General features: G+C 73.3%; 5 protein-coding genes and 3 pseudogenes. All 8 read right to left on the minus strand.

The window, feature by feature from the left end; translation table 11 throughout:
• Positions 1 to 443: 443 nt before the first annotated feature.
• Positions 444 to 653, minus strand: coding sequence for a hypothetical protein (locus ACH4PY_RS34705; protein WP_398192350.1), 210 nt, complete (start codon positions 651 to 653; stop codon positions 444 to 446).
• Between the two features lie 101 nt (positions 654 to 754).
• Positions 755 to 887: pseudogene (locus ACH4PY_RS34710) on the minus strand (transcriptional regulator); the annotation flags it as partial.
• Between the two features lie 396 nt (positions 888 to 1283).
• Positions 1284 to 1610, minus strand: a complete 327-nt coding sequence (locus ACH4PY_RS34715; protein WP_398192352.1) for a PH domain-containing protein — start codon at positions 1608 to 1610, stop codon at positions 1284 to 1286.
• A 158-nt stretch (positions 1611 to 1768) separates the two neighbouring features.
• Positions 1769 to 2506 carry an alpha/beta fold hydrolase gene (locus ACH4PY_RS34720; RefSeq protein WP_398192354.1) on the minus strand — a complete coding sequence of 246 codons (738 nt, stop codon included), beginning with the start codon at positions 2504 to 2506 and terminating at the stop codon, positions 1769 to 1771.
• Positions 2507 to 2983: 477 nt separating this feature from the next.
• Positions 2984 to 3543: pseudogene (locus ACH4PY_RS34725) on the minus strand (transcriptional regulator); the annotation flags it as partial.
• A gap of 278 nt (positions 3544 to 3821) precedes the next feature.
• Positions 3822 to 4409, minus strand: a complete 588-nt coding sequence (locus ACH4PY_RS34730) for a TVP38/TMEM64 family protein (protein WP_398192355.1) — start codon at positions 4407 to 4409, stop codon at positions 3822 to 3824.
• A gap of 498 nt (positions 4410 to 4907) precedes the next feature.
• Positions 4908 to 5092 (minus strand): annotated as a pseudogene (locus tag ACH4PY_RS34735) (DNA-binding response regulator); the annotation flags it as partial.
• Between the two features lie 3 nt (positions 5093 to 5095).
• Positions 5096 to 16426 carry a LysM peptidoglycan-binding domain-containing protein gene (locus ACH4PY_RS34740; RefSeq protein WP_398192357.1) on the minus strand — a complete coding sequence of 3777 codons (11331 nt, stop codon included), beginning with the start codon at positions 16424 to 16426 and terminating at the stop codon, positions 5096 to 5098.
• Positions 16427 to 16430 lie beyond the last annotated feature (4 nt).

Raw genomic sequence — 16430 nt, forward strand, 5'->3', positions numbered from 1 at the left:
CGCACTTCCCGCTCCCGCTCCCCCGGTCACCCTGCCCACCGTCGACCAGACACTCGCCGGCCTCGAACGCCACGGGCTGCTCGAACCGGCCCCGGAACACCGGACTGGACCCGTGGTGGCTGCGCGCCGACCACCGCCCCGCCTCCGCCCGGGTCCAACTGCGCGCCCTGGCCGAGCAGACCGCGCTCGCCCGCGGCAATGGCAGCACTGGCGGTCCCGACCCGGGCCCCGGCACCGCGCCCATGGTCCGGCGGCTGTTCCGCGACCGGCACGGCCGCGCCGCCGTCGCGTCCCCGGCGACGGTCCGGCTGACCCGATCCCGAGACGCTGACCAGCAACAACACCATCACCACCGACTGTCTCTCACAGCCACTGCCACACACCCGCGAGATCGCACCTGGGGACCTTGCTACTCAACGTGTCGTCGCGCCGGCGGGCGGCGGTCAGTCCGCGGCGGGCGTGCTGGCGCTGCCGGCGCCGGCAGCGCCTGCATCGGCGTCCGGGCCGAGGTCGTCGGCGTCGATCCGGTCGAGGAACCGGGAGAAGCCGCGGTCCGCGCGGGCGAGCAGTGCCGGGGACGGGACCCCGTACCCCGGCGCCCGCGTGCTGCCGGCAGCCGGGTCGGGGGCGGTGGCGTCGGTGTGCGCGAGCATGGCCCCACCTTTCCGTGTTCGGTCGTCTGTCAGTGTTCCGACGCTACGGACCGCCCGGATGCGGGCTCGACAAAGTTGTGCGAAATAGCGGGAGTGCGCCCCAGTGCGTCGGCTGCTGCCTGGATGAGCGCGCGGGCGGCGTCGCCGTGGACAGCCGAGCCCGGTGAAGGCCCTGGCGTAGTCGGCCGGCTCGCGCGACTGGGTCACCTTGATCTCCACGGTCAGCGTCTCCACGGGGCAGAGCGGGAGCAGCGGTGCCGCTACCTGCGTCATCTGACGCGACGCCGGCTCTGTCCCCACGGGCCGGGGTTTACGCGTCGTTCATTGCCCACGATCGCCGCAGCCGCCGGTGCAGCGCTCAGCGCAGGACCGTGCTGCTCCATGGGTGGTGTCGGCACCGCGGCCGCCGGGGCACCGGCCGTGCACCAGGATGCGGCTGCAGCCGGCTGCGTCAGCGTCGAGACGTTGCCCTTCACCGTCCGCAACGACACGGCCGGGCGGGCCGTGTCGCGCGGGGGGGCCCAGCCCGTCCCGCAGGCTGCGCGGACATCACTCGCACGGGCCAACTGAGTTCGGTCGAGAGTATGGACGATAGACCCGCGAGGGAGAGCTGCTCGCGCCACATCTCTCTCAGGGCCGGGAGGGTGTCCAGTCCGGGCCGCGCAGTTGCTCCCACAGCTCGCGCAGGGCCCGCACCTCGTCCGCGACCGAGGATACGGATCGGGAGTCGACATTCGGAAGGCCGATACGGCGACCGGAGGTGACGCGGACCACCACGAACTCGCCGCTCAGCCAATTCCTGCGGACCTCGAAGGCTTGGATGTCGCTCCACCTCACTCGCCTCGTTTCCAGGGGAACGCGCACCTCGATGTAATCACGGTGCGTGGTGGTCGCAAACTCCTTGCCGGCCCACCACTTGCCGCTGCCATAGGTGCGAAAAGCCGGGTCGTCCGTCATGGCCGACGATCGTAGACCAGTGGGGCCGGTCCTCCAGTCCCCCGAAAGAGGGTCCATGACGGCCGGTGCTCGGGGATCCCCAGGATGCGGATCGAGCAACTCACCATTAGTGACGCCGAGCGGCACGTCCGCGGCCGCGGTGCTGTGGCTCGCGTCGGTCACGGCGAGGGTCGCGTCGTCCCCCAGCGCCCGCAGCCGCGACGTCGACGCCGGCGGCCGCAGTGCCAGATCGAACGCCGCAACCGGTCCTCGCAGCATCTTCCGCCGCTGCTCCGACCGCGTCTTGCCGTCGCGTCCGGCACGACGGCCTCCGGTCCTCCCGGCTCCTGGTCGCCCGCGCGGGTCGGGTGGATGAACGCCCGCCCCGGACGTCTTGTCCGCCACGCCTGCCAGGGCGGGGGCGGTGGTGTGCAGTTTCCCGGTGTGGTCGAGGTAGCGCAGCGTCGCCACGTGGGTGTAGCCGGGTTCGGGGGGGGGAGGGTCGGGACGTTGTCGTTGTCGCTGTCGTTGACGAAGCGGAACACCCGGCCTTTGAGGCCCTTGTCGTATGCGGTGGCCAGCAGGCGGTCGCAGGTGCGGGGCTGGCCGTAGGTGTAGACACCGTCGGCGGCCAGCTCGGGGTCCTCCAGGACCGTTCGCGCCGCAGCGAGCATCGCGAGGGCTCCGCCGAGGCTGTGGCCGGTGAAGTACACCCGCTGTCCCTGGTCGCGCAGTTCCTCGATCGCGGCCCGGACCTTCGGCCAGATCGAGTCCGGGGCCTGCGCGAAGCCGTAATGGACGCAGCCCATACCGCCCGGCCCCGCGCTCGGCGGGGTCGTGGCATCGGTGAGCCAGTCCATGATCTGCTGCGGCTCGGTACCGCGGAACGCGGTGACGCCCGTGTGCGGACCGGCCATGGTGCAGGCCTGGGTGTCCTGGAGGGGGAGCGGCGGAGTGAACGCCGTCAGGTGGTGCCGGACCTGGCCTGGTCGAACACCACGGGCACAACCACGGTCCACCCTCACTCTCTCCTGCCGCCACGCTCTCGGGGCGGCTTCTGCCGGCGGCCGGCGCCGCCGCTTCGTGCGCTCGGTCAGGTACGGGGAGACCTGCGCGAGGTCGAGCAGTTCGACGGGGCGGCCCCCCGCCTGGAGCCGACTGCCGACGTCGGCGACGCCCAGGGTGTTGTGAAAGATCACCGGGGTCGGCCAGCAGCGAGGTGAACTTCACGTCCTTCTCCCGTTCGACCGAGTCGTCGGCCGCCACCGTGCCGTTCCGGCCGAAGCGCACCCAGCCGGAGAAACCGTTGAGAGGCCGAGAGCCTCGGCGCGCTGAGACACAGGTGACGCGGATGGCCCTTACCCGGAGCCCGGGCCGTCGTCCGGGTCCTGGTGTGCCGGGCCGACCGGACGTTCGCCGTGCGGCGTGAACGGCGACGGGAGCCACGGGTCGAGGCCCGTACCGGACAGGTCCACCAGCCGGCAGCCGCCGCATCGCCTTGTCGAACCGCGGGCCGCGCACGTGCTCGGGGGCGCCGGGACCGACGACCAGCCGGTTCGCGGCCGCGAGGAACGCGGTGTTCACGTCGACGCCGACCGCGAACTGCTTCGCGCACTCGGCGCCGGTGAGCAGCTGCGGGTCGCGGATCCAGTCGAACGCCTCCTCGTCGAGAACCTGCTCGGGCGTGCGCTGGTGGCCGCACGGGAAGAGCCCGGCGACGACGGGGCGCTCGTCCGGGGCCTGCGGCGGCCGCCGGGTCCACCGGTGTGGTCAGCGAGCCCGGGACGGTCCCGGACACCCACGTGCCGGTCGCTTCGTCCTTCACCGCGCGGGTCGGCGGCCGCAGCGCGCTCGTCAGTTCCAGACCCGCCACCGCCGTGGAACCGCGCGGGGTCAGCACCCGGGCCGCGTACACCGACAGGACGCGGGCGAGATCCGGCGCGGGCAGCGTCGCGCCGACTGCCCGCGGGCGGGTCCGCGCCACCGTGATTCACGGTGATCGGCGTTGGAGTGGCACCCGCGTGGGGTCCGCCGCTCACGGAGCTACCCGATCCGGAATCTCGCGGCGGGCGCCGCGCCGAGCGGCGTCATCGCGCGGTCGGCGGCCCCGACGCCGTCGCCGACAGGGGCGCACTGACGTGTCCCCGGTCTCCGGTCTTCTCCTTCCGGGTCGACCCGCGTGTCACCCGCCGGACGGCGAGGCGGGTGTGGCGGGCCGGCCGGGACGGGGGGTCAGTCTTTCCAGCAGGTGCCGGACGGCCTGGGTGCCGCCCCGGACGCGCCGGTACTCGACGGAGGCACCGAGGTCAGGTACGGCTGGGCCCTCCTCCTACGTCGGACGAGGAGGACAGCGCCGACCGCTGCCACGGCGCCGGCGAAGGGTGCCCAGATCACTGGGGACGAAAGTGACGAGGCAGTCGTCCCCATGACGACACATGCGCTGGTGGCCGGCAGGGTACCGAGCGCTGTGGCGGCAGCGAACGGAAGAATCGGCAGCCGGCTGGAGCCCGCTGCCACACTGACCGCCGCGAAGGGCATACCGGGCGTGATGCGCATCCACAGCAGGCCGACGAAGGGTTTCTGTGCGAGGCGCTGGCGCAGGAGACCGACGTGACGGCTGCGAACGCTGAGCAGACGGAGGGCATCGCTGCCCAGAAGCCGGGCAGCGCCGTACCCGAGCAGGGCACCGGCGGTGTTCCCCAGAACGGCCACGAGCAGTCCCGTCCGAAGGCCGAAGAAGGCACCGGCGGCAGCGCACAGGGCGGGCTTGGGAAGGAAAACACAGATGCCCAGGACGTACACGCCGATGAAAGCGAGCACGTCGGGACCGCTCCCCTGTGTCCCGTCCCCAGGGTTCAACAGGCCGGACGGTGACGCCCAGATCACCGCCCCCGCCGTACCCGCCATGACCAGCGCCAGAAGTCCCAGACGCACGCCTGCCGCAGCCCAGGAGGTTCGGCCGGGCTTGTTCCCGGGACCCATCCGCCCCCGCCTCAGCACCCGTCGAGGCGTGTGGCGCCCACGAACGCCTTCGGCCTCACCCTGACAGCTGTGTCGACGCTCTCCGGCACGTGGACGCCTGCCCGTGAGCCGAAACGGACCGGGCTGGTGCTGTCTCGCTGTTCGACCCGCGTCCCTGGCACAGGCCAGGGTGAGCGCCCATGGGCGGGACGGACGGAAGAGACAGGCATGCGACTCCAGACAACCGTTCGGGAAGGGCTTCCATGCTGGCACGGTTCCGCAGGATCGACGGCACCGCCCCGAAACCGGACATCCCCGCCGTTCCCGGACCACGGCCGAGCCTGCCGCGAGTCGCGCTCATGGGGTGGATTCGGCGTCGCGGGCCAGGAGTGCCGCCTGGACACGATTGGTGACACGCACCGGGGTCAGGATACGGCTGACGTGGGGCCAGTGGGGATGCGGGCCCGGGCCCGGGTGGCCTCCGGTCGGCTGGTGCGGTGAAAACGGTCGATGAGGCGGCGGGCGGCGGCGGGGTGGAGCATGCGTCATCCAGGATCGGCGAGCGGCGAGGCGAGGTGCCGGAGTTGGAGGACGGGGCGCCGCAGTTCCGGGTCGAGGGACGAGTAGAGGCTCAGCCGCACGGCCCAGGCACCGCCGTCCGGTGAAGGGCGCATGCTCTGCTGCCAGTCGTCGACTGCGGCGACGATCGCCGGGGCAGTGGCGTCGCCGTAGGGGCCGGCCGGCGACTGCACCACGGGGAGGCTGACGGTCACTGGCCTGTCTCCCGGTACGAGGGTGTGCTCGTACCGCATGCCGATCGCGATGGTCCGACCCGTAGGGTCGCCGTCGAAGACGGTGTCGAACAACGGATCGAGGGGGCGGCTCGGCCAGGGGCCGAGGGGAAGGACCCCCGTGACGTCGATGAACGGCACGACCGGTTCCGGGTATCCGACATCGGGGGTGCGGTAGACGAAGGGCTCCCGGGTGGCGGGACCTTCCGGACCCAGCAGGCGCGCGTTACGCGTCACCCTCGCGCGGGCCGAGGCGTTCTGGTAGCCGGCGATGTGCACGGGCGGGAAGGTCAGTTCGAACGTGACCGGCACGGAGGCCGCGACCGTCCGCGGGGGGAAGGCGAGGCACGCGCAGTCCGTGTCCGTGCACCCGCAGGCGGCCGGGTCGGCGGCCGCGACGAGGGGGATCCGCTCGCCGTCCGCTGCGACGACCACGACGTCGGGCAGGCCCACGTCCCCAGGACCCGCCTCCGCCGAGCGCACCAGGCTCAGGAACGTGTACCAGCCGTCCTCCGACAGCACGCCGAGTTCGTACCGGTAGACGTCCGCGACCGGGCCGTCACCGGGTGGCCCGGTGACAACTGCGGAGGGCACCTCGCTCGTCCAGTGGCCGCTCCACGCGACCGCCACGTCGTCGGCGAGAGTGGCGAAGGAGTCCAGCGCGCGGGCGAGTACCTCGCCCCCCGCCGTGTCCTCCTGCTCCCGGACGGTGAGGCCGGCCAGCAGTCCCAGCAGCGGGGCGGACACGGCATCGTAGCGTGCCAGCGCCGTGAACAGGTCGTCGCTCCGCACCGACGCCGCCATCGCGGCGCGCTGGTTGTAGGTCACGGTCAGCTCGACGGTGTCCTGCTCGGCGGGCCGGTGCCGTACGGCGCAGCGATACCGCCACCGCACCGCGTCCTCGACCCGGGAGACCTGACCGGGCACCACGGCCTGGTGGTCGAGCAGGGTGGGAGGCTCGGGGTAGGCGCGTAGCGGCACGGGCACCCGGGGGTCGCCCAGCACGATGTCCAGGGCCTGGGGCGGCAGGTCCCCTGGCCCTCCCGTGAAGGTGAGCCAGTCGGAGCGTTCGTAGCCGTCTGCGCCGGGTGCGATCCCGAACTCCATGTCGACGACCGCGAATCGCAGGGAAAGGTCGACTTCGCGGTGGGCGGCCGCGTCGGGCACGCTGACCAGGAACGACACCTGCGAGGTGCCCGTGGTCAGGGAGACCGAGCCGTTCGACACCGTTGCCGCGGAGCCCCCCGGGGCGTCCTGCCCGGCCGCTCCCACCGCGTGCCCGGAGAGCCGGGCGAACGTCCCCGTCCACGGTGAGGTCACCCTGGTGTCGTACTGGATGACTGCTGCCGTGTCGTAACCGCGCGGCAGCGAGACGAGCAGTTCCTGGCGCAGCGTCGAGGCCGCCGCCTCCCGCTCGGCGGCAGCGCCGCCCGCGGCGGGGTCGGGGACGTCGAGAACGCGGTCGAGTCCTGCGGCGACAGCCGCCGCAAGCGTCCTCTTGGTCTCCGCGATCCTGTCGAGGGCCGCCGGGGCGACGGCGTGGGCCCCGCGGACGTAGGCGGCCGACAGGAGCAATTCGACGTCCGCGAGGAGGCTGCGCGCCCACACCTCCATGTCGATTCCCTGGTAGTCGCGCGTGTCCGTGTCGCTGAGGCGCCCGGTCGCCAGGTCCAGTTCCGGTGTGGGGACACCGCTGCGCCCGAACAGTGTCGTGGCCAGGGGGCGGAGGGCGAACACGCGCGGCTGGCCGTTCTCCCCGGGCGGTCGCACGGAGACCTCCGAGATGGCGCCCGGTCCGAAGTCCACCGCCCACACGTCGGTGTCCGACGCCTGCCCGGTGGCCGGCCACAGACCCGGCAGTGCGTCGCGCAGCCGTCCGGCGAAGTCCGCCAGGCCGCGGGTGCCCTGGGCGTCAGCGGCGGCCCAGTCGGGTGCGACGGCGGTCGTGTTCCGGGTCGCGCTCCCGGCGAGGTCCGGGTCGACCAGGGTGGGATCGCGGGAGATGTCCAGCGCCACGGTGACCGGGAAGACGGCAGCAGGAAACGGCCTGCCCGGTGCACCGGGCAGCGACTCCCGCAGGTGCACACGCAGACGTGCGCCTGCGGGAGGTACGAGCACCCGCGCGCCCGGGCGCAGGAAACCGATGCCGAGGTTGGCGGTGACGACCGTTTCGACCGCGACCGCCGCGCCCTGCCTGCGGAAGCGCTCCACGACCGCGGTGAGCGTGTCCGACTCCGTCGTGGTCTGCGTGGGGACGCTGCCGTCCGGCTGCGCGGGCGCCATGAGCACCTGCCCGGGCAGCAGCACGTCCGGTGCACCGGCGTTGGCCGCCAGCAGCGCCACGGCCGTCACGCCGAACGGACGCGCCGCGTCGCCCGGCGTGGTGCCGGGGAGGCCGGGCGTGGCCGTGGGCACCACGCCGGGCGGGCAGACCAGCAGGGCGCCGGGAGCCAGGACATCGGTACGGGCACCGATCGCGGCTTGGAGGGCTGCGAGGTCGGCCGGTGGGTCGAACATCGCGCACACCTCGGCGAAGGAGGATGCCGCCGCGGTCGTCGCCGAGACGCCGTCGACAGTGACGGTCACGCCGGGCGCGACGGTCTTCGGCATCGTGGCGTTCACGGTCACCAGGTCGGCTCCGGGACAGCGGCCGGCAAGGGCGTCCAGCGAGTCGCCGGGCTGCACCGTGCAGGGCACCCGTACCGTCTCCTCGGGCCGCTCGGGCCACTGCCACCTGCCCGGTACGACCGGCGGGGTGGCCGGTGGAACGGTGAGGGAACCGTTGTGCCGCAGAAGGGCTCCGGGCGTACAGCCCCGGGCATCGGCGAACTCCGCGAGGGTCTCGCCGGCCGTAAGCGGTGCGGACCGTACGGTGAGGAACAAGGGCGTGCCCGGCGGGAAGAGGTCCGCGGTCGTGGTGTTCAGCGGGGCGAGGTCTTCCGGGGGACGCCCCGCTCCGTTCACCGCCAGGGTGTCGCCGGCGGCCACCAGGTACCCGTCGACGTCCACCGCCGCGCCGGAGCGGAACATCCCGGGCGAGTCCGAGTTCAGCGCCACGATCTGCTGCACGTCGAACGGCACACCGTTCTGCTGGAAGAGGAGCGCGACCCCGGCCAGGGTCGCCTCGCTCTGCGGCGGGTCCGTGGCGATTCCGACCCGCAGCCCGTTGCACTCGAAGGTGAAACCGGGTGTCAGCAGCCCGGCACGGTCCTGGTTGGCCGCGACCAGTCGGGCCAGGCTGCAGCCGCACTGCGCTGCGACGTCGCCGGCGGTGGGCGAACCGAGCGGCACCAGGACCTGGTGGCGCGGGACGCCTAGTTCGGCCCCGGTCGCGAGCGGCAGGACGGTGTTGTCCTGGTCGAGCAGGACGGACACGGCGTCGAGCGGCGGGTCGAGCCGGGCGCAGACCGCCGTCACCGTCTCGCCGGCGTGGAACACCCCGGTCACCGGCACCGCCATTTCCGTGGCCGAGACCAGGCGGTCCAGCGGGGTGGCCGCGTTGGCGGCGGCCAGCGCGTCGTGGTCGACACCGTAGGCGGCGCAGATCCCGTCCAGGGTAGGGGCCGCGGTGGCGGGCAGCGGAAGGACGGCGGTCAGCGAGTCGAGCAGGGCGTGCGCGCCGATCGCGTACCGGCGCAGCACGTCCGCGTCGACGGCCAGGGCGACGGGGTCGCTGCCGGGCGCCTGCTGGAGGGAGGTGAGCACACTGACGGCGATGTCGGGCTGGGCCAGCTGGTGATGGACGGACACCAGCTGTTCGCGGCCGGTGGCGGCTGCCGTGGCGGTGTCGGCAGCGGTACCGGACGGTCCGGGCTGGTAGGCGACGGCCTGGAAGTCGGCGGAGACCGTCAGCACGGCGCCGTCCGCCGCCGCATCGACCCCGTAGCGCAGGGTGGTCGACGGCCACCCTCCGACGCCGACGACCGGATCGGTGTAGCGGACGGGCAGCGTCACGGTCCCCACCGTGGCAGACGGGTTGCCGAACACGTCGCCGAACCGGGCCAGTACCGGGATGCCGGACCGCGCCGCCACTCCGGCGTAGGGGTCGCCCTCGGAGGGCGGCGCGGTCGGCACGTCCGGCAGGCGGGAGCGGGCGAACCGGCCGGAGTCGACGATCCGGCTCAGCTCCCAGACCGGTTCTGCCTCCTCGCACGCCGTCAGCAGCCCCAGTTCGTCGGGGTCGTCGGCGGGGCGCGGTGACACCGGCCTGCTCTCCCCGGAGCCGCGGAAGGCCTCCGTGGCGCCGAGGCTGAAGGAGAGCAGCCCGTACAGGCGTCGCAGGCGCCCCTGCGGGGTGTCGTCGGCCAGGGGGTTGCCGAACCGCGCGCGAAAACCCACCCGGCCCGGATCGGCCGACGCGGCACGCCGTACGTCCAACGGTCCGGGTTCGGCGGCACGCGCGGTCAGGGCGACCGTGGCGGGGTCGATGCCGTCGCCCACGACAGCGGCGTTCATGAACGGGTGCAGGCGCAGCTCGGCCTGCGACGCGAGCTGGACGACGAGCGACAGCTCGGCCAGCCCGTCCTGGTCGAAGGCCGCGTCGGGGACGTCGCCGCCGAAAACCATCCAGTAACCGCCGCCGCCGACGGTACTGCACTCCCACAGGAGGGCGAGGAACGCCTCGGCGTCGCCGAGTGTGGCGCTGTTGCGGCCTGCGGTCGCCGCGCTCGCGGCCCTCCCTGCGGCTGTCCGGGTGGACAGGTTGGTCCGGGCCACGAAGGTCCGGTCGGTGTCCAGAGGCGCCGACGTCAGCCCGGTCGCCGTGCGTCCGGGCGCCGCGGGAAGGCGCCAGGCCACGGTGAGGGGGTGTGCGCGGTCGCCGGAGCCACGCAGGTAGGACAGCAGCTCGGCGATCCGGCGGCGTTCGGCGGCGTCCGCGCCGAGCACCTCGACGGTGCCGGGGGTGCCGGGGATGCGGCGGACGGTGAAGGACGACAGGGCTGCCCACGCGTAGGCGTCCAGCTCGCGGTAGGGTGCCCCGCTCGCTGCCTGCGGTGCGGTCTGCTCCAGCAGGACACGGGGGCCGGCCGAGTCGGCAGCGGCCCGTGCGACGAGGTCGGCGGGCAGCCGCCACAGGGTAGGGGGCGCCGCAGCCTCGGCCGGCAGCACCACCTTCGCGGTGGTGTGCCAGGCAATGACCTGAGTGACGGGATGGCGGACGGCGGCGTCGTGCCGGAGCGGCACCGGTGCGAGTGGGGCGACCACGACGGGTTGCAGACCCGTGGCGGGGTAGTGGTCACGCAGGTCGGCCCCGGTGACGGTGACGACGGCGGTCGACGGCTCCTCGCCCACGGCAGGCGCTCCGCCGGTGGCCGGCGGCGCGAAGGACAGCCAGTCGGCGGGCCCGACCTTGGTGACGGTGACGGTCACCACGGGGGGTTCCGCGGCGGTGGGGGGCTGCGGTGGCGGTGGCGGCCCGGTCACCTGCTGGCCGATCAGCTCGTACAGGCCGGTCACCGGGCCACGAGCACGGTAGACACCTCCCTCGGGGACGGGGGCCGGCAGACACAGACCTCCCAGCAGGAACCGTGCTGCCTGTCCGCTCACCGAGCCCATGGCCGGCCCGTCGTGCAGCGCCGCGACCAGGTCGGCGAGCGGAACGGCCGGTACGTCGGGCACGACGAGTTGCCGCCCGGCGACCGGCGCGAGCACCCCGGTGTCGTCCGCGATCCGGGCGGCGAGGTCCCCGAGGCCGAGTCCGTAGCGCTGTCCCAGGGTGAGCAGCGTGAGACCCGGCCCTGTCTCGCCGACCGCGCCGGGCACCTCCGCGGTGACGAGGGGCAGCAGGACGTCGGCGTCGGCAACGTATCCGGCGAAGTCGTCCGGCCCGGCCAGCAGCCGCTCCCGCAGCGAGGCCAGCGTGTCCTGCGGCTGGACCACGGCGGTGGCGCCGGCGGGGAGCACGACCGCGCCCGGTGGGCGGGGGGCGTTGGCGGCTCGCACCTCGCCGAGCCAGGAGGCGAACGACGGGTCCAGCGCCGGTTCCTGGAGCAGCGCCGCACAGGCCGCCACCAGGAGGAGGGTGTCGCCCTCCAGCGGTGCCCAGGAGGAGGACCCGGTGCTCTCGTACCGGGTGGGGACGTCGAGGGCCGTGTCGAGCGGCACCTGCTCCGGCACGCCTGGGTTGAGCCGGACGATCGCCTGCTGGTACCAGTCCGCCCGCGGCACGTCGAGCGGCTGGACGTGGCCGAGCCGGACCCAGAAGGCCGCTGCCACCCGGTCGACCTGGGCGTCGCTGCGGACGGTGAGCCCCGCCACCGGCACGGTCGCGCCCGCCCGCAGGAGGGGCGTGGTGGCGTCGAGGTGTCCGGTCAGGGCGGTCAGCGCAGCCCGGTACCCCGGGTCCGCAGGGGCCAGGAGCCGGTAGTCGCGCACCAGCTGGGACAGCGTGCGGCCGCCTGACTGCACCGGCAGGTCGCCGAGGTTGACGCGGCTGCCCTCGGTGACCGGCCAGTCGGGGTTGGCCAGGGCGATCGACTCCGGGGTGACGGCGACGGCGACGGCCAGGCCGTCGCCGGGCCGGGCGGCGGCCAGCTCGTCGGGCAGACGGGGGTTGTGCGCGGCCAGTTCGCTCGGTGTGACGCGCAGGCGGGAGGCGACGCTCTCCACGGTGTCGCCTGTGGCGACCCGCAGGGCCGCGGACGCCGCCGGGAAACCGGCGGCCACGGAACGCAGGCTCTCCTGACCGGTCACCGAGTACGGGTACGCGGTCAGGAGGTCGACAGCGGCCTGTGCCGCCGCGCGGGTGACGAGGTGGAAGTAGTCCCGCAGCACGTATGTGGCCATCGACTCGCTGCCCCCGTCCGTGGCCACCGACCGCGCCGCCGGTGCCGGTGCGTCCTGCCGGGGGCGGGGGTCCAGGTCGGCGAAGTACCCGAGAACGTCCGCCTCGTACGTCGCGTCGACCGGCTGGTGGGCCGCGAAATCCCTGGTGGCGTCGCCCGGATCCGGCAGGCCGGTGGACGTCCAGGTGAGGACGGGCAGCATGGGGAACGGCGTCCCGGGCACCGGGTCGGAGCCGCCTGCACCCTGCGTGCCGCTGACGACGAGGTGCAGGTTTGCGGTGAGGAAGCCGGTGACGGCCTGCCACGTGAAGCCGGACCCGGCCGCTTCGGGCATGGCCAGTTGCTGCACCAGGTCGCTGAGCTGGGCGAGGGACACGACCGAGTCGGACCCACCGACGCCGAGCGCGTCGAGGGCCCAGCGCAGCAGGCCCTCCGCGAGCAGGTTGAACGACGCGTCGGCCGGCGTGTCCGCGAGCGCGTTCCGCGTCACGTCGGGACGCAGGGCCCGCGCGATCGTCATCGCGTCGGCCGGCACGGCGTTGTCGGTGACCAGCGTGATCACCAGGCGGTAGCCGGGGTCGCCGTTGGGCGGGACCGTCTGCCCGGTCCAGTCGGCCGGCACTCCCGCGACGGTGTACCCGGGCACCAGCGTCAGGGACACCGTCCGCGGCAGCCCGTCCGGGAAGACCCGCGCGTCCGGGTCGAACCGCAACCGGTAGCCCGCGGGCGGCGCCACCTCCGCACGCACGGACGCCGGCAGGCGGCGCGCCGGGGCACCGGAGGCCACGTGCCACGGCGGCACGCTGTCGGCACCGATGGTGAACGACGCCTGCAGGGAGAGGGAGAAGGAGAAGGAGATGGTGAAGAAGGCGATCCGCACACTCGCGCTGGCGCGCAGCGAGACACTGAGCGAGACGACGGCCGCCCGGTACGCCTCCAGCTCCACGGTCGCCATGGCAGCGACCTGCACGCTGATCTCCAAGCCGATGATCTTGAAGTCGACCGAGGCGAAGAGCCGCCCGACGATGCCGACCGTGCCCCGGCACCAGTAGTACAGATCGGTGTCCCCGTCACCGTCCGCGGGGTGGAACCACGCCAGTACGCCCTCGACGATCAGCACCAGGTTCGCGTACAGCCCGGCCCTGAGGGGGCCGCGCTCGAAGGTCCGCCCGACCCCGACGGACAGCCCGATGCCCAGTTCGACCACCGGGCTGAAGGTGCCGTCCGTGACGGCGGGCACCCTGCTCGAGGTCGCACCGCTGAGCACCCCGAAGTACAGCCCGCCGCGGCCGTTGTACAGGCCGGCCTCGACCGCGAACGAGGAGCTGAAGTCACCGCCCGAGGGAAAGCCGAGATCGATCCGGAAGTCACCGTTGGTGTAGATGTCGACCGTGATGAGGCCGAGGGTCACCGACACCGGGCCGAACTCCATGTGCCGCAGCGCGTCGGGGACCTGCAACCGGGCGTGGAAGACACCGATGCCGTCGGCGACCTTTCGGTAGAGCAGTTCGGCTCTCAGCCCCGCGAGCGGTCCGGCCTGCGGTCCGCTCAGTTCCACGAGGACGCCGTACAGATCCGGGTCGTGCATCACCAGCTTCACCGCGACCGTGTCCATGACCGTCAGGTCGAGGCCGAGCAGCCACTGGCTGGAGGCGTCGAACCGCATCGGCGTCCCGGCGCCGACAGGCGGCGGACCCGGAACGGGATCGACGGGCCGCATGGCCGAGGCCAGCGCGTCGACCACCGCGGAGATGCCGGTGTACGTGGTGAGCGCCGCCGGTGTCACGTGCTGGCCCAGGCCGAGGTATCGCAGCGACACGAGCCGGTCGCCCAGGCCGGGCGCCTGCGGCGGAGCCTGGTTGACCGGGTCCCACACCCGCGGTACCGCCACGGTGTCCCCCGCCATGCGTGCCGACAGCTCGATCCTCACGCCGGGCTTGCCGGAGGCGTGGTCGTAGCGCACGCCTACCGACTCGATGGTGACGAACCCCAGGTCCAGCTTGATCTTCCAGACGGCGGCCACGGACTGCGCGGTGGGGTCCACCACCACCGAGATCCCCGTGAGGTCGAGCGAGCCGAGGAAGTCCCACGGCGGGTCGAGCCGGAAGGTGGCGTTGGGGTTGACCAGGGCCACCAGGTAGGCCAGCAGCTCGCCGAGGGTGCCGGTGAGGGTCACGGTGAGGATCTCGTGACGCGGCGCGGGACTGGTGATCCAGGAGGTCGCCGCGCGCAGGGACACGTCACGGTAGGTGACGGCGAACGTGAAGTCCTTCTCCGCGCCGGTGACCGACACCGACGCGGCGACGACGAGGCCGCCGACGGAGAACGTACCCGAAAGGCTGCCGCTGACCAGCGCGCCGCTGTCCGCCGCGGGGGTGCCGAGCGCGACTACCGCAAGGTGCTCGTCCGCGGAGGCCGTCGACAGCCGCCGCTCGATGTCGACGCTCAGCAGCAACCGGACGGCGAGCCCGAGGAGTTGCTCGGGCACGCCGACCGACAGGGTGCCCGATGCGGAGAAGGGGTGGCCGGACGCGGTGCTGAACAGGATGCCGAGGTCGGCGAGTTCGACGTCGACGTACCGGGGGTCCCGCAGCCAGTCCGGTGCCCGCCCGAGCAGCCCCCGCACCAGGCCCGGCACGTCGACCGACCCGCGCGCGCCGGCCGCGAGCACCCATGCGCCGCCCCCCGGGTACCGGGCCTCGACGTACAGTTCGACCGGTGGGGCGGGCGGGTCGGCGCCCGGAACGGTGAGCGTCCCCACTCCCCGTAGCAGCCCGCTGACGCCGCTCTGCGAGATCTCGACCTGAAAGCCGAATCCGGCCAGGGTGAGGATGACCTCACCGATGGTGAGGCTCCAGTCGCCGACGACGTCGAGGGCGACGCCGAGACTCTTCTGCGGCAGCGACCCCTCGATACTCAGCGACTCGATCGTGAGGTCCGCGCCGGTCCGTGGCGCCTCGCCGAGGAGTACGGCCAGGATCTGGGAGAAGCCGACCTCGATCGGACCCTCCGTGTACGCGGTGAACCACAGGTCCGGCAGCGACAGTTCCACGGTGACGGTGACGTCGGGCAGATCCGGGGCGGGCGGCAGCAGGCCGCGTGCGGCGCGCTCCTGGTACGACGGCGCCGCGCCCAGGGAAGGGGCGGTTTTCCGCCCGAACGTCATGGTCCCGAACAACGTGCCCCAGACGAACGGAGCGCCGCCACCGCCGAACGAGAAGCCCCATCCGACTCCGACCCTGTCGATCAGGAGGTAGGGAACGGGAGGGTCCCACGGTTCGTCCGACTCGATGCCCGCAGTCACGTACGACAGGCCGGGGCCGCCGCGTCCGGGGGGCGTGATGCCGAGTTCCATGAAGGAGAGGCCGAACGCGTCGACGGCCGCGATCCCCGCGGGGAGTTCAAAGTCGCCGGACCCCCCGCCGGTGATCGCAGTCAGCGCGGTGATGCCGCCGACCAGTCCGAGCGGGGTCGCGAAGTCCAGTCGCACCGGCCAGAGGTGGTCGCCGGTCAGCAGCGGTCCGCTGACGGTGACGACGTCCGCGGGAGTGGTCGGGAGCGCGACGTCGGCGAACAACAGGACGGCGGAGAGCACCGCGTGCGGTTCGTGCAGCGGCGCCGGGTCGGGGAACGTGGTCGTCAGCGCGAGGCCGACGGCGTCGACGGCGGGCCGGTCGATCCCCAGACCGACGCCGGGCGCGGTTGCGCGCAGTTCGAGCACCACGGGCCCGGCCGCCGGGAGGTCCACCGTGCCGTCGGCCTGGAGCCGGTCCCCCAGCAGGTCGGCGTACCCGGAGAGCAGGTCGCTGCCGGGCACGCCCGCGTCACCGCGCAGCGGCAGCGTGCCCGTCAGGCGGGCCGCCGCCCGCGGGCTGTTCGTGGCCCGTACGACGGGCTGTTCGAGGACCAGGTGTGCGAGCACACTTTCGCCGGCGACGAGGCCGCCACCGTCGTCCGCCGGCACCCGGCTGATCGGCAGCGTGCCGAACGCTTCCCCGAACGTCCAGGGTCCCGTGCCCGCGTCGAAGACGAGTTCCAGCACCAGGTCTGCCTGGTCGGCATCCTCCCGGAGGCTGCCGGTCAGCCGCAGCCGCCACCGCCACCCGGGCCGCAGGTAGGTGGTCGTGGCGGTGAGCCAGGCCTCGGCCGAGCCGATACCCGTCCCGCCTGCCTCCAGCGGGAGGGGTCCCGCGATCCCGAGGGACGCCAGCAGCGCGGCGAGGCCGGGGGGCGAGTCGCCACCGAGCGCACCCGACTGCACGGCGGCTTGGAAAGCGGCATGGATCTCGTCGAGTGTCATGGCC

Source organism: Streptomyces sp. NPDC021224, from assembly GCF_044332905.1.
Taxonomy (GTDB): Bacteria; Actinomycetota; Actinomycetes; order Streptomycetales; family Streptomycetaceae; genus Actinacidiphila.